Below are 21,177 nucleotides of genomic sequence, written 5' to 3'. Positions count from 1 at the left end.
AAGCCAAATGCAGGCGTCACAGGGTTGAATCAGGGTCAAGTCAGGGATCCCCCTACCTGGCCTGAACGGGGAGTGTGATGAGCCTGGGTCTGCCCATGAGCCGAGAAGGCGCCGACTACGAGCTCCAAGCCCGCGCGGAGGAACGCGACCGCATCTCCGGCGACCTTCTCGACCTGGATGCCCACGACACCTACCAGTTGCTCAAGGGCGCCACCCTGCGTGGCGTCACCGCGAGCAGGTGGGCCGCCGCGCAGGCGTCGGTGGCCGCGATGTGGGCGCTGTACGACCTCTACCGCGCCGTCCTCCGCCAGGCCGAGGAGGTGCGGGCGCGCCGCGGCAAGCCGGGCACCACCGAGCTGACCGAGATCACCGCGTTGCTGACCGGCCCGTCCGTGGTGCTCAAGGCCGCCGCCAAGCCCGTGGAGCAGCGCACGCTGGGCGAGGCGGAACCGGACGAGCGCCTCACCCTCGACCAGACCGTGGCCAGGATGGACGCGGCGTTCGGCGAGATCACCCAGACCCTTCAGGACGTCGACGCGGTCTGGAACCCCTTCCTGCCCCGCATCGAGCGGGCCGAGGCCGGCGCGCAGACCCTGGCGGCGCTGTCGGCGGAGCTGGGCGAGCGCCTGGACCTGACCGCGGTCGAGTCCGACCTGGCCCGCGTGCGCGCGCAGGTCGTCGAGGACCCCATCGGCGGCCCTCCGCCGGGCCCCGAGCTGGACCGCCTCACCACGCTCCTGGACGCCAGCCGCGCCGACCTGGAGCGCGCCGTGCGCGCCAAGCGCGACTACACCGCCCGCCGCGACCGGCTGCTGGCCGCCATCGACACGGTACGGCAGGCCGAGGCGGAAGCCCGGATCGCCCACGGCAAGGTCGTCGTCAAGATCGTCCTACCGCCCTCGGCGGCGCCCAGGAACCGGCTGCGGAACCTCACCGCCCACCTGGCCGCCCTCGACGCCGCGACCGAGGGCTGGCTGGCCCGCGCCGCCCGCCTCGACGCGCTGGAGAAGTCCGCCGCCGAGGCCGCGGAGCAGGCGCGGGCCACCACGCGGGCGCTGTTCGGCCTCATCGGCCGCCGCGACGAGCTGCGCGGCAGGCTCACCGCCACCCAGGCCAAGGCCGCCAGGGTCGGCCTGGCCGAGAACACCGAGTTCTGCCGTCTGTACGAGCGGGCCCGCCAGATCCTCTGGAGCGCCCCCTGCGACCTGAGGCAGGCGTCCACCGCCGTCGACCTCTACCAGAACGCGATCCATGGAGGCAGCCGATGACCAAGTGTGCCCAGCCGGGCTGCACGGGCACCATCGAGGAGGGCTACTGCGACGTGTGCGGCATGCCGCCCGCCGCGCAGAGCGCCCAGGCGGCGCCCGTCACCGGGCCGATGAGCACACCGATGAGCACGCCGGTCAGCGGCCCGGTCAGCCGCCCGACCGGCGGCCGGCTGGCCGACGCGCTGGAGGACCTGCCGCCGGTGCCCGTCGTCAACCCCGCCGACGTGGTGCTCCAGGACCCGCAGGTGGCCGAGGACAAGCGTTACTGCACCTCGTGCGGCAAGCCGGTGGGCCGGGGCAGGGACGGGCAGCCGGGCCGCGCCGACGGGTTCTGCCCGAACTGCCGCACCCGCTTCTCCTTCAGCCCCAAGCTGAGCGCCGGCGACCTGGTCGGCGGCCAGTACCGGGTCACCGGCGCGATGGCGCACGGCGGGCTCGGCTGGATCTACCTGGCCTCCGACGAGAACCTCGACGGCAAGCCCGTCGTGCTCAAGGGCCTGCTCAACACCAACGACGCCGAGGCCCTGGCCGCGGCCGAGGCCGAGCGGCGCTTCCTCACCACGGTCGACCACCCCAACATCGTCGACATCATCAACTTCCAGCACCACGACGGGCTCAGCTACATCGTCATGGAGTTCGTCGGCGGCCAGTCGCTGCACCAGCTACGCCGCCAGGGCCTGATCCCGCTGCGCGACGCGCTCAAGTACGGCAGGGAGATCCTGCGCGCCTTCGGCTACCTGCACGAGCAGGGCCTGGTCTACTGCGACCTCAAGCCCGCCAACGCCATCCGCGTCGGCAGGCGGCTCAAGCTCATCGACCTGGGCGCGGTGCAGCGGCTCGGCTCGCCGCCCGGCACCTCGTGGGTGACGGTCGGCTACCACGCGCCGGAGCTGGACACCCAGCCCGCCTCCGTGGCCTCCGACCTCTACACCGTGGCCAGGACGCTGGCGGTGCTGGCCGTACCCAACTTCAGCCCGGCGCGCGATCGCAAGGAGAACCCGCTACCCGCCGACTGCGGGCACGAGTCGTTCACCCGGCTCCTGCGCAGGGCGACCGCCCGTGACCCGCTGGCCCGCTTCCAGAGCGCGGCGGAGATGGAGGAGCAGCTCACCGGCGTGCTGAGGGAGATCAGCGCGGCGGCGGAAGGCGTGCCGTACCCGCAGGTGTCGGGGTTGTTCGGCCCCGAACGGCTGGCGGCGGGCGCGGCGCTTTCGCCCGATCCCGCGCGGGTCTTCGCCGAGCTGGATCCGGTAGAGGCCGCGGCGGCGATGCCGGTGCCGCTGGCCGACCCGGCCGACCCCGCGGCCGGCGCGCTGGCGGGGCTCGCGGGCCGCTTCCCCCAGCAACTGCTCGCCCAGGTGGAGGCGATGCCGCAGACGCCGGAGACCGTGCTGACCCGGATCAGGCTGCTGGCCGAGACCGGCAGCCCCGAGGCGGGCAAGGCGCTGAGCCAGGCCGCCGCCACGCTCGGCGGCGACTGGCGCCTGACCTGGTACCAGGGCGTCCACGCGCTGGCCACGGGTCGCGCCGACGACGCCGTGCGCATCTTCGACGAGACCTTCACCATGCTGCCCGGCGAGCCGGCGCCCAAGCTGGGCCTCGCCCTGGCCCTGGAGGCCGCCGGCAAGGACGCGGGCCGCTGGCACGAGACCGTCTGGCGGACCGACCGCTCCTACGTCAGCGCCGCCTTCGGCCTGGCCAGGCGCCATCTGGCCGCGGGCGACACCGCCTCGGCGGTCCGCGTGCTCGACCAGGTTCCCGCCAGCTCCAGCCACCGCGTGGCCGCCCAGCTCGCCTGCGTGGCCATCAGCGCCCGCGCCCAGGCGGGCGGGCCCGACGAGATCGCCGGCGCCGCCGACCGCCTCGACGCGCTGACCGACCTCGACCAGGGCCGCCGCGACGGCATGCTGGCGGAGGTCCTGACCTCGGCGCTCGGCCGGCTCGCCGGTCCCGGCCAGGCGACGGGGCTGACGATCGCCGGCCGGCCGTTCACCGAGGAGAACGTGCGCGGCCAGTTGGAGGCCATCTACCGCCGCCTGGCCCACGCCGCGGGCTCCCGGCGCGAGCGCCACGCCCTGGTCGACCGGGCCAACGCCGTCCGGGTGAGGACGTGGGTATGACCTGTCCCCTCTGCGCGGCCTCGGTGCTGCCGTCGGACTCCTTCTGCGAGGCGTGCGGCCACCCGCTCGACACCCCCTCCTGTACGGCGTGCGGCACCCCGACCGTGGACCCCGAGGGCTACTGCGAACGATGCGGCCTGCGCCAGCCCGCCGGCCGCGACCACGAGGAGGCCGCCCTGTCCGGCGGGGCCGCCGGTGTGACCGACAGGGGGCTGCGCCGTACCCGCAACGAGGACGCGATGGCGCTGCTGGAGGCGGGCGGCACGATCGTCGCCGTGGTCTGCGACGGCGTCGCCTCCTCCCCCAGGGCCGACGAGGCGTCGGCGGCGGCCGTCGGCGCCGCCTGCGCCGCGCTGGCCGGCGGCGCGTCGTCGGAGGAGGCGTTCAAGCTGGCCTTCCGCGCCGTCGCCGAACTGGCCGACGACCTGGACAACCCGCCGGCCTGCACGTACGTGTCGGCCGTGGTGGGCGGCGGGCGGATCACGCTGGCCTGGGCGGGCGACAGCCGCGCGTACTGGCTGCCCGGCTGGACCCAGCTCACCGTGGACGACGCCGCGCCCACCGGCGAGATCACCGCCTGGCTCGGCGCCGACGCCGGCCCGGTCGAACCGCGGGTGCGGACGTTCGCGCCCAGCGAGCCCGGCCTGTTGTGCGTGTGCACCGACGGCCTGTCCGGCTACCTCGGCGAGGGTGTGCCCGACGCGGGCGAGCCCCGCGAGCTCGCCCGCGACCTGCTCAAGCACGCGCTCGACGCGGGCGGGCGGGACAACGTGACCGTCGTTCTGATCCCCGTGAACCCCCTAGGAGGCACTGATGGCTGACTTCACGCTGAATATCGACCAGAACAAGTTCCTGCCGACCGACGGCCGCGAGGTGCACGCCGTCCTGACGATTGAGTCCTCGGGGACGGTCACCAAGGACACGGGTCCGGCCGAGGCCGCCGAGATCATCATCATCGACGTGTCGGGCTCCATGAGCGGGAGCAAGATCAGGGATGCCAGGGACGCCGCCTCCGCGGCGGTGCAGGCGCTGCGCGACGGCGTGCACTTCGCGGTGATCGCCGGCAACCACGATGCCGCGGTCATCTATCCGCAGAGCGGCAGGCCGGTTCCCGCGCACGGCGGCTCGCGCAAGGAGGCGCTGGGCGCGATCAAGCGGCTGGGCGCCGGCGGCGGCACCGAGATCGGCAAGTGGCTCCTGCTCGCCGAGCGCCTGTTCGGCAACCACCCGAACGCCATCAAGCACGCGATCCTCATGACCGACGGGCAGAACAACCAGAGCGCCGACGTCTTCGCCCAAGCGCTGCGCTCGTGCGAGGGGAAGTTCGTCTGCGACAGCCTCGGCATCGGCGAGGACTGGGTCCCGGCCGAGCTGCGCAAGGTGGCCGAGGCGCTGCTGGGCACCTCCGCCTTCGTCAGGAACCAGGGCGACCTGGCCGCGTTCTTCCGCGACCTGACCAAGGAGGCGATGGGCAAGACCGTGGCCGAGCTGGCGCTGCGCCTGTGGACGCCGCAGAACTCGCGGATCAAGTTCGTCAAGCAGGTCAATCCCACGCTCGTGGAGCTCACCGGCAAGCGCGCCGAGGTGAACCCGCTGACCGGCGACTACCCGACCGGCTCCTGGGGCGCCGAGGAACGCGTCTACCACCTGTGCGTCGAGCTGGACCAGCCCGGCCAGATCGGCAGCGAGATCAGGGCGGGCTGGGTGAAGCTCGTGCTGCCCGACACGCAGGAGGTCTTCGCCAGCGGCAACGTGCTGGCCCAGTGGACCGACGACCTGGCCCTGTCCACCCAGCTCAACCCCAAGGTCGCCCACTACAGCGGCCAGGCCGAGATGGCCGTGCTGATCCAGGAGGGGCTCAGCGCCCGCGACGCCGGCGACGTGGACACCGCCACCGCCCGCCTGGCCAAGGCCAGGAAGATCGCGGTCGAGTCGGGCCGAGGCGACACCGCGAAGCTGCTGGACAAGGTGGTCGAGATCGACGCCTCCGGCACCGCGAGGCTGCGCCGTCAGGTGGACAAGGCGGACATGATCGAGCTGGACACGGGCTCCGTGCGTACCAGCAAGCTGCGCAAGGAGGAGGGCTGATGGCCACCTGCCCGAACGGGCATCCGTCGGGCGCCGACGACTACTGCGACGTCTGCGGCACCCAGATGGCCGGCGGCGGGAGCGCGGCCTCCCCGACCCTCCAGCCGCCCACCCAGGTGGCGGCGCGGTCCTCCGCCGCCGAGCCGTGCCCGGTGTGCCAGACGCCGCGGGCGGGGCAGTTCTGCGAGGTCTGCGGCCACGACTTCAACGCGCCCGCGGGCGGGCAGGTCCACGCCGACCTCAGCGTTCCCGCTCCCGGCCCGCCGACGCGCTGGGAGGCGATCGCCGGCGCCGACCGGGCCTACTTCAACGAGGTCATCGCGGAAGGGGGTCCCGACGCCGCCGCCATGGCGTTTCCGCCGTACTGCCCGGAGCGCTCGTTCGCGATGGCCGGGCGGCACGTGCGGATCGGCCGGCACAGCTCCTCGCGCGGCAGCGACCCCGAGATCGACCTCAGCGGCCCGCCCCAGGACCCGGGCGTCTCCCACCTGCACGCCGTCCTGATGCTCAGGGACGACGGCGGCTGGGACGTCGTCGACCCCGGCTCGGCCAACGGCACCCGCGTCAACGGCAGGACGCTCAAGATCAACGTGCCGGTGCCGGTCAAGCCGGGCGACCGCATCCACGTGGGTGCCTGGACCGTGATCACCATCCGCGAGAACACGCCATGACGGTCGTCCAGCCCACCAACGCGCCGCCGCCCGCGCAGACCCAGAGCGCGGTCCCCGCGTCGGTGGTCACGCAGACCGCCGTCTCCCGCCACAGTGTGCCCGGCCGCGTCCGCACCCTCACCGCCGCCGTGCTGCTCGCGCTCGCGCTGCTGTCGGCGCTGCTGGCCGTCGGCAGCGGCAGCGCGCGCGAGGGCCTGCGGGTGATCGGCCACGACTCGGGCCCGCAGGTCGTCGCCACCGCCGGGCTCTATCTCGGGCTGAGCGACATGGACGCGCAGGTCGCCGACGTCCTGCTCATGGGCAGCGAGTACGGCGAGCGCCGCGCCGCCGCCATGACCCAGTACGAGCGCCGCCGCACCGAGGCCAACCAGGCGCTGCTTGACGCGTTCGAGCTGGCCGACGGCGACCCGGCGGAGCGGCTCACCATCCAGTCGGTCCTGGACGGCCTGGGCCGCTACGAACGCCTGGCCGGCGAGGCGCTGCTGCTGAACACCCAGTCCGCCCACGCCGCGGGCGCGCCGCCGGAGCGGGTGCTGCGCGTCTACCGGCAGGCCACCAACCTCATGCGGCTGGAGCTGCTGCCGAAGGCGTACAACCTGACGCTGGAGAGCGGCACGATCGTGCGGCGCACCCACGACGAGGAGAGCGCCGCCGTCCGGGTGCTCATGCTCGGGCTGATCGCCGCGGTGCTCGCCGTCGGCGGCCTGATCGTGGCCCTGCAGGTCTACCTGGCCCGCGCCTACCGCAGGCGGCTGGCGCCCGCGCTGCTCGTCGCGACCGCGCTGGCCGTGATCGCCGGCCTGGTCGGGGTGAGCGTGCTGGGGCAGGCGCTGCAGTCGATCGCGACGGCCAAGCGCGACGGGTTCGACTCGGTGCTGACCACCGCCCGCGCCCGCGCCATCGGCAACAGCCTCCACGCCGACCAGGCGCGCTACCTGCTCGACCCGACCAGGGCCGACACCTACGAGCACGCCTTCCTCGACAAGTCGCAGTCGCTCGTCTACGCCGACGGCGGCAACGTGGAGGCCTACCACGCCACGCTGGCCAAGAACGAGCCGATCAGCCTGGGCCTGCTGGCCCCGGTGCGCGGCAACATCGCCGGGAACTTCGCCGCCTACCGGCGCTTCCAGGAGGCCGACGGGCGGATGCGCGCGCTGGCGACCTCGGGGCAGACGCCGCAGGCCGTCTCGGCCAAGCTCGACGAGCTGGGCAAGAGCTTCACCGAGTTCGACAAGGAGCTGGTGACGGTCGGCGAGCGCTACGAGGCGACGTTCACCAGGACCGTGGCCGCCGGTGACGGCGCGCTGGACGGCCTGTGGCGGCTGGCGCCCTGGGCGCTGGGCGCCGCGGCCGTGCTGATCGTCGCGGGCGTGTGGCCCAGGCTGAGGGAGTACCGATGAGACGGGTTCTGGTCGCGGCCGCACTGGCCCTCCTGGTGACCTCCTGCGGGAACGGCGCGGCCGGGAGCGTGATGGGCAAGGACACGATCAGGATCGGCGTCCGCACCGACCTGCCGGGGATCGGGGTCCGCACGTCCTCCGGCGGGTTCGAGGGCTTCGACGTGGACGTGGCCCGCTACATCGCGGGCAAGCTCGGGGCGCGGCCGGCGTTCGTGCCCGTGCTGGCCGCCGACCGGGAGAAGGTGCTCGCCGACGACCGGGCCGATCTGGTGCTGGCCACGTTCTCCATCACCCAGGAACGCAAGTCGCGGGTGTTGTTCGCCGGTCCCTACCACCTGTCGTACCAGGACATCCTGGTACGGCCCGGCGAGAGCCGGATCAAGAACGTCCGGGACCTGGCCGGACGGCGGATCTGCGAGGTGCAGGGCGCCAACGCCGGCCAGCGGGTGGTCGAGGAGCGCAAGGTGGCCGCCCAGCTCGTCCCTGTGCCCGACTACGGCACCTGCCTGGAACGCCTGAAGGGCGAGCAGGTGGACGCCATCACCACCAACGACATCATCCTCGCGGGGCTGGCCGCCAAGGACGGCTCCGGCCTGCGGCTGCTCAACGCGGGCTTCAACGAGCAGCGGACCGGCGTGGGCCTGCGGGTGGGCGACGTGGAGGGCTGCGAGGCGGTCAACCGCGCGATCACCGACATGTACCAGGACGGCACGGCCAGGTCGCTGCTCAAGAAGTGGTTCGGCACGTCGGGGCTGGACTTCTCGACGGTTGCCGTCCCTCAGTTCGAGGGCTGTTCGTAACACGGACGCGCGGGCCCGGCGGCGTCCGGGCCCGCGTGCGTCGGTGAACTCAGTCCAGGTAGTCCCTCAGCATCTGCGCCCGGGTGGGGTGGCGCAGCTTGGCCAGGGTCTTGGACTCGATCTGCCGGATGCGCTCGCGGGTGACGCCGAACTCGCGTCCGACCTCCTCCAGCGTGCGCGGATGACCGTCCGCGAGGCCGAAGCGTAGCTGGATGATGCGCTGCTCGCGGTCCGACAAGGTCGCCAGGATGTCGTCGAGCTGGTCCTGGAGCATGATGAAGGCGGCGGCTTCCATGGGGACCACCGCGTCCGCGTCCTCGATGAAGTCGCCGAGATCGGAATCCTCCTCACCGATCGGCGACTGCAGCGAGACCGGCTCCTGGGCGATGCGCTGGATCTCCACCACGCGATCGACCGGCAGGTCCATTTCCTTGGCGATCTCTTCGGGGATGGGCTCGCGCCCGAGGTCCTGGTGAAGCTGGCGCTGCACCCGGACGAGTTTGTTGATCGTCTCCACCATGTGCACCGGAATGCGAATGGTGCGGGCCTGATCGGCAATCGCCCGGGTGATCGCCTGACGGATCCACCAGGTGGCGTACGTGGAGAACTTGTAGCCCTTGGTGTAGTCGAACTTCTCGACGGCCCGGATGAGGCCGAGATTGCCTTCCTGGATCAGATCGAGGAAGAGCATTCCGCGGCCCACATAGCGTTTGGCTATCGAGACCACGAGGCGCAGGTTGGCCTCGATGAGGCGCTGTTTGGCCCGGGTTCCCTGCCAGACGAGCTCGCGCAGCTCGGGGAAGGCCAGGCGGGAGACCCCGTTGCCCAGCTTGTCCTCGGCGAACAGGCCGGCCTCTATCGACTTGGCGAGTTCCACCTCCTCCTCAGCGGTCAGCAGCGGCACCCGGCCGATCTCGCGCAGGTAGATGCGGACAAGATCGCTGGTCGGCGCGCGTTTGCCTACGTCTTCCTCGTCGGCGCGAGTGGTCTCGTCGTCGCCCTGAGGCTCGAGGACCTCCACGCCGTTCTCGGCGAGCATGCGGACGACGCGTTCCAGCGCGTCGGACGGCAGCTCGGATCGGTCGAGCGCGGCGGCAACGTCATCGACGGTTACGCTTCCGCGCTCCCTTCCCTTCGCGACGAGGTCCGCCACCTGATCGACCGATGGCGCTCCTGCTGGCAGTACCGATGCACCCACGGGACACAGTCTGCAGTATTGGTTCCATAAAATGGCAGACCCATTTTTGTCACTGAAGGTAAGGCCGGGGCCCTTACCAAATTGAGATCGGTTTAAGGTTTAGCCGGAGTTTGATCAGGAAAGTAAAGTCAATTACGCGATCTGGTTTGGCGCGCCCGGCAACTGTGCGGTGCCGGGCGCACGGCATTCCCTGCCCGGAGTATCGGGAATCAATCCGCTGAATTCACCGGAAATCCTCCACGTGGTCGCGGGCCCAATCGGCGTACGTCCGGCCGGGACGGCCCAGCACCTGCTCCAGATCGGGCCAGGGACGCTCCAGCGCCGACCAGTCCTGGTCGGAGTAGCCGTCCTCGCCGGTGGCGTCGGCACCGCCGTAGTCGACGAACCCGAGCATGAGATCGGCCGCCTCGGCCGCGAACCCGCCCTGCGCCTTCAGCAGCTCCCTGGCCCGCTCGCGCGAGACCTCCTCGTAGCGCACCGGCTCGCCGAGCGCCGCGCCGATGGCCGCCACCTGCTCGCGCACCGTCCACGACGCCGGCCCGGTGATCGTGTACGCACGCCCGTGGTGCCCGTCCTCCAGCAGCGCCTTCACGGCGACGGCGGCGATGTCCGCCTCGTGGACGAGGTTCATCGGCTCGTCGGCGAACGGATAGCGCACCACCCGCTCGGCCCGCACCATCGGGGCCCAGAGCTGCAGCATGTTCGCCATGAACCCGCCCGGCCGCACGTGCGTCCACGTGAGGCCCGACCGCTCGACGACGGTCTCGACCGGGTTGTGGTGCAGTCCCACGCTCACCGAGGCGGCCGACAGGTCGACGATCCGCCGCACCCCCGCCTCCTCGGCCAGCGCCACCACCTGTTCGGCGCGATCCTCGACCGGGAACAGGTAGAGCGCCGCGACCCCCTTCAGCGCCTCGCGCAGGGTCTCCGGCCGTTCGAGATCGGCGCCGACCACCTGGACCTCTTCCGGCAGCCCGTGCGCGCTCCCGGGCCTGCGGGTCGTCGCCCGCGTCTCCACGCCCGCGTCCACGAGCTGCCTCACCACGTTGCGGCCCACGAATCCCGTGGCGCCCGTCACCAGAACCGTCATGCGACCCACGTTAGGAACCATTGCGGCAAGCCTCTTGCCGCAATGGTCTCAGCCGTCCGGGTGAACGGTCCGGTCGACGCCCAGATACGAGTCGGTGGTCCGCACGGCGCCGGTGTCCAGCGAGACCGCCAGCAGCCGGGTACGCCTGCCCGCGGTCACCCGGAACGTCACCTCTCGCGGCCCGGTCCAGAACGCGGCGGCGGGCACGAACCCCCGCGCCAGCGGCACCTCCTCGACCGTCCGGCCGGCCAGGTCGTACAGGGCCACCCGGGGCCGGTTCCCCGGCACGTACACCGCCACCGTCCGCCCGTCCGCCGACAGCGCCCCGGCCTTGTGCTCGTCCCCCGCGATGCCCGTGGGCAGGTTGTAGGCCACCAGTTGCGGCGGCACGTCCTTCACCAGGCGGCGCCCGCCGCGCTCGTGCACGTAGAGCACCGTGCGATGGCCCGCGTACACCATCATCGCCTGGTCGCCGTCCGGGCTGAACCCCCTGAGCTCGCCCACGTCGCCGTCGGGCAGCCTGCCGACCTGCTTGCCGGTCGTCGTGTCGTACACCCTGATCGGGCCGTCGCCCTCCATCGAGGTGTAGCTGAGCGTGCGGCCGTCCCGGCTGAGCGCCAGCCGCGTGGTGTCGGCGCCCACCTTCTCGGTGAACCTCTTCACCCCGACCACCAGGGCCTTGCGCCCCACCCGGTGGACCACCAGCCGCCGATCCCTCGCCCGGAAGAACGCGACGGCGTCCCCGCCGACCGCGATCGGCCCCCACCCCTCCATCACGGGCCGCTCCCCGATCTCCACGGTCCGCCCGTCCCGCAACGCCACCCGAACCTTCCCGCAGGCCCGCTCCCCGCACACCTTCACCGAAACAAACCGAACCACCCCACTCGGCGCCCCCCTCTCCCCCACCGCCGCCGGTCGCACGCCACTTGCCCACGCGCCCATCTCCCCCGCCGCCGCCGGTCGCACGCCATCCCCCCACGCGCCGCTTCCCCGCACAGCCGCCCGTCGCACACCGCCCGCGGCTTCCTCCCCCGCCGCCGCCATTCGCACGCCGCCCGCGGTTTGCTCTCCCGCCTGTCGCACGCCGCTTTCCGGTACGGCCGCGCCCCGCCGTACCTGTGCCATGGCCGGATCGCTCAGCAGCAGCAAGCCCAGCACGCCCGCCAGCACGGCCCTCATCGCGGCACCCCGAACCTGATCATGTACCTGTCCAGTTTCCTGGCCCGGCCCGTGGCGGGGTCGAGCGAGTAGGTGGTGACGACCGAGTCGGCCTCGTCGCCGGACACGTGGGTGAACTCCAGGCGTCCGGCGGAACCCCAGCCGAGTCCTCTGGACCCGCCGCGCACGCTGATCCGCTGGGCCGGACCGACCCAGCCGGGCGAGGCGAGGTCGTAGCGGCGAACGGTCTCGTAGCCGCCGTTCGGGGGCGTGTTGACCACCACCGCCGTACGCCCGTCGCCCTCCAGCGCGAGCTGCGCGTTGTGCGACACCACCGCCTGCGGAGGCACGTCGGACACCTCCGAGCCGTTCGCACCGAGCACGACCACATGGATGGTGTTGTCCGACTGCGGGCGCCGCGCGAGCACCTCGTCCCCGTCGGCGCTGAAGCCGATCACCTCATCCCCGGCGGGGAACGTCCGCACGGTCCTGCCGGTGGTGGCGTCGATCAGCAGACCGGGCCCGTGGCCCTTCTTCTCGGCCAGGCTGTAGTCGACGGCCAGGTAGCGGCCGTCGTGCGAGAGGTTCAGCCTCATGTAGCCGGTGCCGGACGCCTTGCCCAGGGCCGGCAGCACGGTCGCCCTCCCCTTCGGCCAGGGGCGTACGACCACCTTGCCGTCGCAAGCCCTGACATAGGCGAGGTGCCGCCGATCCCCGCTCAGCACGAACGGCGCCGGCCCGTCCTCCACATCCTTGGACAGAGATCCATCAGGCTCAGTGGCGTACCTGGCCGCATCCGGAAATTTCACCTTCTGACCGTTGCTCAGGTACAGCCGCCAGGACGCCCCCTCGCACGGACTGAAGTAGTCACCACCACAGTTCGGCAGGTCCACGGCCCGCACCCACGGGGCCCCGGCCTGCGCGGGCACCGCGGCCAACGCGGCCGTCAGCACCACACCTAACGCGATCTTGATACTCACCCCCGCTTAGACGCCCCCACCCCACCGAAGGTTCAGCCCCTCCCGGCACTCACCGCGCCACAGAGTGCTCGGCGACGCCGTGTCAGACGGCCCGATGGCGCGGCGTGGGGCGGTCCGATGGCACGGCGACGGGCGGCCCGTGGCGCGGGGTGGGCGGTCGGGGGCAGGAGTAGGGCAGGGCGGTGGTGGGGTCAGCTTCCGGCGGCGCGGTCGCGTAGGACGCGGCGCTGCTGTTCCAGGGCGACCAGTTCGCCGAACATCCGGTTGTACTCCTGCTGCTCCTCCACCGGATTGAGCCGCTGGATCCGGGCCTTCACCTGGGCGATGGCCCGGTCGACGGCGACCGCCTCGATGGCGGCCAGCATCGCCGCGCCGTACCTCTCCTCGACGTGCGCGTCGGCCTGGATGACCTCGACGGCGAAGCGCGTCACCAGCCCCCGCGCCGCCTCGTCGGGCGCGTGGTCCAGCAGGCGGTCGACCCACTCGCGCCCGCCGAACCCCGCCGCCGCCATGCCCCCGGACGCGACGATCACGCCGTGGAGCACCACGTGGTCGGCCCCGGTGAACGCCGCCGGGTCGAGCGCGTCGAAGCGCGGGCCGAGCAGGGCGGGGCGCTGGACGGCCAGCTTGAGCAGTTCGCCCTCCACCCGCACGTTGGGGTCGATCGGCGCGGCCCGCGGCGCCCGCTGCGGACGGCCCTGCTGCGCGCCGCCCACCTCGGCGATGCGCTGCATGACGAAGCGCTCGTCCATGAAGCCGAGCCAGCGGTCGAGGTCGATCGCGTAGCGCTTGCGCAGGCCGACGTCCTTGATCCCGGCCACGATCGGCGCCGCCGCGTCGAGTGCCGCGATCTTGCCCTCGTTGCTGCGCAGGTCGTAGCGGCCGATGGTGGAGCGGATCGCGAACTGGAAGAGCGGCTCCCGGCTGGCGACCAGATCCCGCACCGCCGCGTCGCCCTGCTTGATCCGCAGGTCGCAGGGGTCGAGCCCGTCGGGCTGGACGGCCACGTAGGTCTGGGTCACGAACTTCTGCTCGTCGGCGAACGCCCGCAGCGCCGCCTTCTGTCCTGCCGCGTCGCCGTCGAAGGTGAAGATCACCTCACCGGTGGCGGCCGACTGGTCGAGCAGGAAGCGCCGCAGCACCTTGATGTGCTCCTCCCCGAACGCCGTGCCGCAGGTGGCCACGGCCGTGGGCACACCGGCGAGGTGACAGGCCATGACGTCGGTGTAGCCCTCGACGATCACGGCCTGCGAGCGCTTGGAGATCTCCTTCTTGGCCAGGTCGATGCCGTAGAGCACCTGGGACTTCTTGTAGAGCGGGGAATCGGGGGTGTTGAGGTACTTCGGCCCGTCGTCGGCCTCGATCAGCTTGCGCGCCCCGAACCCGATCACGTCGCCCGTGGCGTCCCTGATCGGCCAGATCAGCCGCCCTCGGAACCGGTCGATGGGCCCCCGGCGTCCCTCCTTGGCCAGCCCGCCCTTGACGATCTCGTCCGCCGTGAAGCCCCGGCCCATCAGGTGCCGGGTCAGCGCCTCCCATTCGTTGGGCGCGTAGCCCACCCCGAACAGCTCGGCGTCGGCCCGCTCGAACCCCCGCTCCGACAGGAACTTCCGGCCCGGCGCGGCATCCGGCGACAGCAGCCGGTCGCGGTAGAACTCGGCCGCCGCCCGGTGGGCCTCGATCAGCCGGGCGCGCTCCCCGTGGTCGCGCTTGGGCACGTAGCCGCCCTGCTCGTACTGGAGCGTGATCCCCGCCCGCGCCGCCAGCCGCTCCACGGCCTCGCTGAACGGCAGATGCTCGATCTTCTCCACGAAGGTGATCACATCGCCACCTTCTGAGCAGCCGAAACAGTAGTACATGCCGCGTTCCGGGGTGACGTTGAAGGACGGGCTCTTCTCATCGTGGAAGGGGCACAGGCCCTTCAGGTTGCCGCCGCCGGCGTTGCGCAACTGGATGTGCTCGCCGATCACGTCGGCGATGGGGGAACGCTCACGAACGAGTGCGATGTCGACATCACGGATCCGGCCTGCCACGCGGCAGAGTCTATTGCGATGCACCGACACAATCGCCGCCGCATGCCCAACCCGCCTCGCCGTACGCGGGAAGGTAGCAAGCCCTTTCGGGTAAACAGGTGATGCCGGAGCTCCCGGTCGGCTACAAAGGGAACGGTTGTCGTTGGATACGGTGACACGGGTGGAGAGCATGCGATCGGGGCTTTTGGGGCGTAGTGCCGCCGTGGCGGGGGCATTGCTGGTCAGCGCGGGCTGTGCGCAGGGCGCCGGTGTGGCCGGGGTCAGCGCCAGCGCGCCCGCCACCGTCACCCCCTCCGCCACCCCGATGGTCACCGGCACGATCCCACCCAAGGTGCCGCTCACGCGGCCCACGGGCGACGACCCCGTCAAGGTGCCGCCGCCCAAGATGTCCAAGTACGAGTACGTCTTCCCCGTCAAGGGGTGTAAGACGACCTACCAGCGGCAACTCCTGGTCCTGCCCAAGACGACCATCTGGGCCGCCCAGGGCTGCGCCTTCGTCGCCCCCATCGGCGGGACGATCGACGAGGTCAACACCAAGAACCGCTGGCGTCCCTCGACCGACAAGGGCCCGGACCGCGAGGGCAGGTTCGTGACGCTCATCGGCGACGACGGCGTCCGCTACCTCGGCGGCCATCTCGACAGCGTCACCGAGGGCCTGGCCCCCGGCACCAAGGTCAAGGCGGGCCAGGTGCTCGGCCAGGTCGGCAGATCGGGCAACGCCCGCGACACCGGCTCGAACCTGTACTTCGCCATCTCCTGGAAGACCGGCCCCGCCTACTGGTGGGTACGCCGCGGCATGGTCGAGCCCTGGGCCTTCCTGGACGCCTGGGCCGACGGCAACAAGACCTACTCCCCCCGCGACGCCGCCTTCGACCTGCGCAAGAAGCTGGGCGAGACGCCGCCCTGCCAGGTGCAGTGCAAGTCGAAGAAGGCGCCGCAGCCGACCAACGACACGAAGAAGCCGAAGGAGGACGAGGAGCCGCCGATCGTCATCGGGGACCCGACGACAACTCCTGCGAGTCGACCTTGACCCCTGACCTGATGAGGTCCTGGATGTCGCCGACGACGTCCCAGACGTTGACGTTCATCCCGGCGACGACCCGGCCGTCGCGCATCCAGTAGGCGATGAACTCCAGCGCGTCCACGTCGCCGCGGAAGACGACCTCGTCGTAGCCCTGGATGTCGCCGGAGAACTCCATCCCGATCTCGAACTGGTCGCTGAAGAAGTACGGCACGCGGTCGTACACCACCTCCTGCCCCAGCATGGACCGGGCGGCGGCGGGGCCGCTGTTGAGCGCGTTGGCCCAGTGCTCGACGCGCAGCCTGCGGCCGTACAGCGGGTTGAAGGCCTCGGCCACGTCGCCGGCGGCGTAGACGTCGGGGTCGGAGGTGCGCAGGGCGGCGTCGGTCAGGATGCCGTCGGCGACGTCGAGCCCGGCGTCCACGGCCAGGCCGGTGTCGGGCGCGGCGCCGATGCCGACGACGACGAGGTCGGCTTCGAGCCGTTCGCCGCTGCTGAGCCGTACCCCGGCCTGGGTGATCTCCGCGACGGCGGTGCCGAGGCGCAGGTCGACGCCGTTGCGGCGGTGCACGTCCGCGAAGACCTCGCCGAGTTCGGGGCCGAGCACGCGGTGCAGCGGCGTGGGCTCCGGCTCGACGATCGTCACCTCGCAGCCCGCGCCGCGGGCCGCGGCGCCGGTCTCCAGGCCGATCCAGCCGGCGCCGACGACGAGCACCCGCCCGCCGCGGGCGAAGCGCTCCTTGAGCGCCTCGCTGTCCTGCACGGTGCGCAGGTAGCGCGCGGGCCCCGGCAGGCGTCTGGGACTGGATCCGGTCGCGATGAGCAGCTTGTGGTACGGCTGCCGCGACCCGTCCGACAGCCGGACCGTGCGGCTGCCCACGTCCAGCCGGGTGGCCCGGAGGCCGAGCCGCAGGTCGATATCGTGGTCCGCGTACCAGTCGGCAGCGTGGACGAAGATCTTTTCTCGTTCGCTCTTGCCCTGCAGATAGCCCTTGGACAGGGGCGGGCGTTCGTAGGGTCGTTCGGTTTCCGCGCCGATGAGGATGATTTCGCCGTCGAAGCCCTCTTCGCGCAGCGTCTGCGCCGCCTTGGCCCCAGCAAGCCCGGCACCGACGATCACAAATGTGGCCATGGGGGCAGTATCCGCCCCCTCACGTCATCCGGAAAGTCGCCGGTGCCACGCGACGGCGGAAGTGTCGGTGAGGGAGGCGATCTGGTCGATGACGACACGGACGCGGCCGGCGTCGTCGTCGGCCTTGAGGTAGGCGGGGCGGAAGGCGGGTTCGAGCGTGCGGGGCGCGCCGAGCGTGATCAGGGAGGCCAGTTCGGTGATGAGCTCGCGCTGCCTGGCCTGGTTGGCGTGGTGGTCGTCGCGGGTCATCACGTAGTGGGCGGTGACGCCTTTGAGCAGGGCGCATTCGAGCCGGGTGTCGTCGGGCACGACGAGGTCGGCGCGGTGGCGCGGGCCGTACGCGCCGATGGTGGCGCTCTGCGCGGAGCGGCAGAAGCGTCCGATGAGGCCGCTGGTGAGGGCTTTGAGGCCGGCCAGGTCGGCGATGGTGGCGGCGAACGCGCGGGGCCAGAGCGGGTCGGCGATGAGCTTGGCGAAGACCTCTTCGAGCCGGCCGGGGTCGGCGTCGCGGGCGTACCAGAGCCGGGTGACCTCGCAGACGTCGCGGCGCTCCGCGGCCGACTGGAGGGCCTCGGGGGTGACGTATCCGGCGTGCAGGGCGTCCTCGAGGTCGTGGACGGAGTACGCCACGTCGTCGGCCCAGTCCATGATCTGGGCCTCGAAGCTGACCCGGCCCTCGGGGGCACCGTCGCGGATCCACTCGAAGACCGGCAGATCGTCCTGGTAGACGCCGAACTTGGGGGACTTGTCGCAGGTCCAGGGGTACTTGATGGAGGCGTCCAGGGCGGCCCTGGTCAGGTTGAGCCCGGCGCTCTCGCCGGACTCGGTGAGGACCTTCGCCTCCAGGCGGGTGAGCAGGCGCAGGCTCTGGGCGTTGCCCTCGAAGCCGCCGCACGAGGGGGCGAGCGCGTTGAGCGCGACCTCGCCGTTGTGCCCGAACGGCGGATGCCCGAGGTCGTGCGCCAGGCAGGCGGTCTCCACCAGGTCGGGGTCGACGCCGAGCGTGGCGCCCATCTCCCTGCCGACCTGGGCGCACTCCAGCGAGTGCGTCAGCCGGGTGCGCGGGATGTGCTGGCCGACCCCGAACGTCTCGCCGGGTCCGACGACCTGGGTCTTGGCCGCGAGGCGGCGCAGGGCGGCGCTGTGGAGCACGCGGGCCCGGTCCCGCCCGAACGGGCTGCGCTCGGGGTTGCCGGGTGGTTCCGGCACCCAGCGCTCCTGGTCATGCTGGTCATAGCGGGACATAAGAACGGTGAGTCTACCCCTGTCCACCCAACCCCTCCTGTGCTGGGAGTACTGCCCCGGTGAACACCTCCCTACGCGTCTGGACGGGGCGCCAGGCCGTCCGGCCTGGCGCCGGTGGGGTCAGCGGGTGTCGGAGTCGTCCTGTGTCAGTACGGCCCGGCCCGCCTCCAGCCGCGCGACCGGGATGCGGAAGGGCGAGCAGGAGACGTAGTCGAGCCCCGCCTCGTGGCAGAAGTGGACCGAGTCGGGGTCGCCGCCGTGCTCGCCGCAGATGCCGAGCTTGATGCCGGGCCGGGTGGCCCTGCCCTCCTCGACGGCCAGGCGCACCAGGCGTCCGACGCCGTCGCGGTCGAGGGTCTCGAACGGGGAGACGCCGAAGATGCCGAGCTCCAGGTAGCGGGAGAAGAAGGCGGCCTCGACGTCGTCGCGGGAGAAGCCCCAGGTCATCTGGGTGAGGTCGTTGGTCCCGAAGGAGAAGAACTCGGCGGCCTCGGCGACCTGCCCGGCGGTGAGCGCGGCCCGCGGGGTCTCGATCATGGTGCCGACCAGGGCCTCGACGCCGGCCTCCTGAAGGATCTTGACGGCCTCCTCGCGGACCGCCTCCAGCTCCTGGACGGCGGCCACGAGCGGGATCATGATCTCCGGGCGGGCGCCGGGCACCTCGCGGGCGGCTTCGGCGATGGCCCGCACCTGCATGGCGAACAGGCCGGGGATGACCAGGCCGAGCCGTACCCCGCGCAGGCCGAGCATGGGGTTCTCCTCGTGCAGGCCCTTGACGGCGGCCAGCAGCGCGCGGTCCTTGTCCGTGGCCTCGCCCGTGGCGGCCTTGACGGAGAGGGCGACGAGATCGGGCAGGAACTCGTGCAGGGGCGGGTCGATGAGGCGAATGGTGACAGGAAGACCCTCCATTGCCTGAAAAATCCCGATGAAGTCGGACTTTTGGAGCGGCTCCAGCGCGTCCAGCGCCTTCTGCCGCCCCTCCTTGGAGGAACGTGCCAGCACGAGGTCCTCGACGAGCTGGCGGCGCTCGCCCAGGAACATGTGCTCGGTACGGCACAGCCCGATCCCCTGACCCCCGAAACGCCGCGCCCTGGCCGCGTCCTCCGGGTTGTCGGCGTTGGCCCGGACCCCGAGCCTGCGTACCGAGTCGGCGTGCGACATGATCCGGTCGACCGCCCGCACCAGGTCGTCATCGGGCTCCGCGCCCTCGAAGTACTCCACCACGGCCGAGTCCACGACCGGCACCTCGCCGAGGAACACCTCCCCGGTGCTGCCGTCGATCGAGATGACCTCGCCCTCGCGCACCTCGATCCCGCCCGGCGCGGTGAAGCGCCGCTCCGAGGCGGAGACCTCCAGCTCCTCCGCCCCGCACACGCAGGTCTTGCCCATGCCGCGGGCGACCACTGCCGCGTGGGAGGTCTTGCCACCGCGCGAGGTGAGGACGCCGCGGGCGGCGATCATCCCGGACAGGTCGTCGGGGTTGGTCTCCCTGCGCACGAGAATGACGTCCTCACCCTGCTCGGCCAGCTCGACCGCGCGCTCGGAGGTGAAGACGGCCTTGCCGACGGCGGCGCCCGGCGAGGCGTTCATGCCCTTGGTGATCTTCTCGCGGTCGCCGTCCTTGCCGAAGCGGGGGAACATGAGCTGCGCGAGCTGGTCGCCGCTCACCCGGGTCACGGCCTCGTCGAGCGTGATGAGGCCCTGGTCGACGAGCTGCACGGCGATGCGGAAGGCGGCGGCGGCCGTGCGCTTGCCGACCCGGGTCTGCAGCATCCACAGCTTGCCGCGCTCGATCGTGAACTCGATGTCGCACAGGTCGCGGTAGTGGGTCTCCAGCGTCTCCATGATCGACAGGAGCTCGTCGTAGGAGGTCTTGTCGATGCGCTCCAGGTCCTGCAGCGGGACGGTGTTGCGGATGCCGGCGACGACGTCCTCGCCCTGGGCGTTCTGGAGGTAGTCGCCGTAGATGCCCTGGCGGCCCGAGCCGGGGTCGCGGGTGAAGGCGACGCCGGTGCCGGAGTCGTCGCCGAGGTTGCCGAAGACCATGGCGACGATGTTGACGGCGGTGCCGAGGTCGGCGGGGATGCGTTCCTGGCGGCGGTAGAGGATGGCGCGGGGCGCGTTCCAGGAGTCGAAGACGGCCTTCACAGCCAGGCGCAGTTGCTCGCCGGGGTCGGCGGGGAAGTCCTTGCCGGTCTGCTCGCGCACGATGCCCTTGTAGGTCTCGACGAGGCCCTGGAGTTCGCGCGCGGTGAGGTCGGTGTCCTGGCGGTCCTGCTTGAGCTCCTCCAGCGCGTGCTCGAACAGGTCGCCGTCGATGTCCTGGACGGTCTTGCCGAACATCTGGATGAGCCTGCGGTAGGAGTCCCAGGCGAAGCGGTCGTTGCCGCCCGCCTGCTTGGCCAGGCCGTGGACGGATTCGTCGTTGAGCCCGATGTTGAGGACGGTCTCCATCATGCCGGGCATCGAGAACTTGGCGCCCGAGCGCACGCTGACGAGCAGCGGGTCGTCGGCCTGGCCGAGCTTCTTGCCCATCGCGCTCTCCAGCGCGCTCAGGTGGTCGGCGATCTCCTGCTCCAGCCCCTCGGGGACGGAGCCTTCCGCCAGGTAGTGACGGCACGCCTCGCTGGTGATCGTGAACCCGGGGGGAACCGGCAGCCCGAGGTTGGTCATCTCGGCGAGGTTGGCTCCCTTGCCGCCGAGCAGGTCCTTGAGGTCCCTGTTGCCCTCGGTGAAATCGTAAACGAACTTGGCCACCACAGCTCCAATCAACGCCTCTGCCCTGGACTGTACCGGCGAAAAAGATGATGAAACTGCACAGGTCGGTTAAGTCGCTGTTTTCCCAGGTCAACGGCCAGCATGAGGTCTAATCCAATTAAAACTCCAGTCTCCCGGAAATTGGTTTATACCAATTGGTTTACACCAATTCTTGAGAAAGCTGTGGGGTAGGAGGAGAATCAGAGCACCCCCTGA

16 protein-coding genes are annotated in these 21,177 nt (G+C 71.4%); 8 read left to right on the top strand and 8 right to left on the bottom strand.

The genetic code is table 11. From position 1 onward, the window contains the following. Window positions 1-95: 95 nt before the first annotated feature. From ACIBEJ_RS23060 to ACIBEJ_RS23030, 7 genes are read left to right on the top strand one after another with little or no spacing between them, the layout of a single operon-like run. Window positions 96-1,268, top strand: a complete 1,173-nt coding sequence (locus ACIBEJ_RS23060) for a hypothetical protein (RefSeq protein ID WP_397184835.1) — start codon at window positions 96-98, stop codon at window positions 1,266-1,268. Further along, a complete protein-coding gene (locus ACIBEJ_RS23055; RefSeq protein ID WP_397184834.1) occupies window positions 1,265-3,388 on the top strand; it encodes a tetratricopeptide repeat protein in 2,124 nt (707 codons plus the stop codon). The genes ACIBEJ_RS23060 and ACIBEJ_RS23055 overlap by 4 nt, the downstream gene beginning before the upstream one ends. Further along, window positions 3,385-4,209: a PP2C family serine/threonine-protein phosphatase gene (locus ACIBEJ_RS23050; protein WP_397184833.1), complete on the top strand. Its 825-nt coding sequence runs from the start codon at window positions 3,385-3,387 to the stop codon at window positions 4,207-4,209. The genes ACIBEJ_RS23055 and ACIBEJ_RS23050 overlap by 4 nt, the downstream gene beginning before the upstream one ends. Continuing rightward, window positions 4,202-5,476: a VWA domain-containing protein gene (locus ACIBEJ_RS23045; RefSeq protein WP_397184832.1), complete on the top strand. Its 1,275-nt coding sequence runs from the start codon at window positions 4,202-4,204 to the stop codon at window positions 5,474-5,476. Before ACIBEJ_RS23050 ends, ACIBEJ_RS23045 begins: the two co-directional genes overlap by 8 nt. Then, complete coding sequence (locus tag ACIBEJ_RS23040; RefSeq protein WP_397184831.1) at window positions 5,476-6,147, top strand: FHA domain-containing protein; 672 nt, start codon at window positions 5,476-5,478, stop codon at window positions 6,145-6,147. Before ACIBEJ_RS23045 ends, ACIBEJ_RS23040 begins: the two co-directional genes overlap by 1 nt. Further along, on the top strand, window positions 6,144-7,547 hold the full coding sequence (locus ACIBEJ_RS23035) for a hypothetical protein (protein ID WP_397184830.1): 1,404 nt from the start codon (window positions 6,144-6,146) through the stop codon (window positions 7,545-7,547). Before ACIBEJ_RS23040 ends, ACIBEJ_RS23035 begins: the two co-directional genes overlap by 4 nt. Continuing rightward, complete coding sequence (locus tag ACIBEJ_RS23030; RefSeq protein WP_397184829.1) at window positions 7,544-8,347, top strand: transporter substrate-binding domain-containing protein; 804 nt, start codon at window positions 7,544-7,546, stop codon at window positions 8,345-8,347. Before ACIBEJ_RS23035 ends, ACIBEJ_RS23030 begins: the two co-directional genes overlap by 4 nt. 49 nt (window positions 8,348-8,396) lie before the next feature. Here ACIBEJ_RS23030 and rpoD read toward each other — a convergent pair whose 3' ends face one another. The 5 genes from rpoD to dnaG form a co-directional block, all read right to left on the bottom strand. Next, entirely contained in the window at window positions 8,397-9,500 is a 1,104-nt protein-coding gene (gene rpoD, locus ACIBEJ_RS23025; protein ID WP_397185282.1) for an RNA polymerase sigma factor RpoD, read from the bottom strand. Window positions 9,501-9,768: 268 nt separating this feature from the next. Further along, complete coding sequence (locus ACIBEJ_RS23020) at window positions 9,769-10,635, bottom strand: SDR family oxidoreductase (protein WP_397184828.1); 867 nt, start codon at window positions 10,633-10,635, stop codon at window positions 9,769-9,771. A gap of 48 nt (window positions 10,636-10,683) precedes the next feature. Beyond that, window positions 10,684-11,814 carry a hypothetical protein gene (locus ACIBEJ_RS23015; protein ID WP_397184827.1) on the bottom strand — a complete coding sequence of 377 codons (1,131 nt, stop codon included), beginning with the start codon at window positions 11,812-11,814 and terminating at the stop codon, window positions 10,684-10,686. Further along, window positions 11,811-12,773, bottom strand: coding sequence for a hypothetical protein (locus ACIBEJ_RS23010; protein WP_397184826.1), 963 nt, complete (start codon window positions 12,771-12,773; stop codon window positions 11,811-11,813). The genes ACIBEJ_RS23015 and ACIBEJ_RS23010 overlap by 4 nt, the downstream gene beginning before the upstream one ends. A gap of 191 nt (window positions 12,774-12,964) precedes the next feature. Next, a complete protein-coding gene (dnaG, locus tag ACIBEJ_RS23005) occupies window positions 12,965-14,806 on the bottom strand; it encodes a DNA primase (protein ID WP_397184825.1) in 1,842 nt (613 codons plus the stop codon). Between the two features lie 169 nt (window positions 14,807-14,975). Here dnaG and ACIBEJ_RS23000 point away from each other — a divergent pair, with 169 nt between their 5' ends. Beyond that, window positions 14,976-15,836: a M23 family metallopeptidase gene (locus tag ACIBEJ_RS23000; RefSeq protein WP_397185281.1), complete on the top strand. Its 861-nt coding sequence runs from the start codon at window positions 14,976-14,978 to the stop codon at window positions 15,834-15,836. Here ACIBEJ_RS23000 and ACIBEJ_RS22995 read toward each other — a convergent pair. From ACIBEJ_RS22995 to ppdK, 3 genes are all read right to left on the bottom strand, one after another. After that, window positions 15,796-16,959: an NAD(P)/FAD-dependent oxidoreductase gene (locus tag ACIBEJ_RS22995; RefSeq protein ID WP_397184824.1), complete on the bottom strand. Its 1,164-nt coding sequence runs from the start codon at window positions 16,957-16,959 to the stop codon at window positions 15,796-15,798. The two genes, ACIBEJ_RS23000 and ACIBEJ_RS22995, sit on opposite strands and share 41 nt — an antisense overlap. A 24-nt stretch (window positions 16,960-16,983) precedes the next feature. After that, window positions 16,984-18,204, bottom strand: a complete 1,221-nt coding sequence (locus ACIBEJ_RS22990) for a deoxyguanosinetriphosphate triphosphohydrolase (protein ID WP_397184823.1) — start codon at window positions 18,202-18,204, stop codon at window positions 16,984-16,986. A 120-nt stretch (window positions 18,205-18,324) separates the two neighbouring features. Next, the gene (ppdK, locus tag ACIBEJ_RS22985) at window positions 18,325-20,961 is read right to left on the bottom strand and encodes a pyruvate, phosphate dikinase (RefSeq protein WP_397184822.1); all 2,637 of its coding nucleotides are present in this window, start codon (window positions 20,959-20,961) and stop codon (window positions 18,325-18,327) included. Window positions 20,962-21,177 lie beyond the last annotated feature (216 nt).

Source organism: Nonomuraea sp. NPDC050790, from assembly GCF_044456745.1.
In the GTDB taxonomy this organism is placed as follows: Bacteria; Actinomycetota; Actinomycetes; order Streptosporangiales; family Streptosporangiaceae; genus Nonomuraea.
Note: the sequence above shows the minus strand (reverse complement) of the source record. Positions and strands in the feature narration are given on the sequence as shown.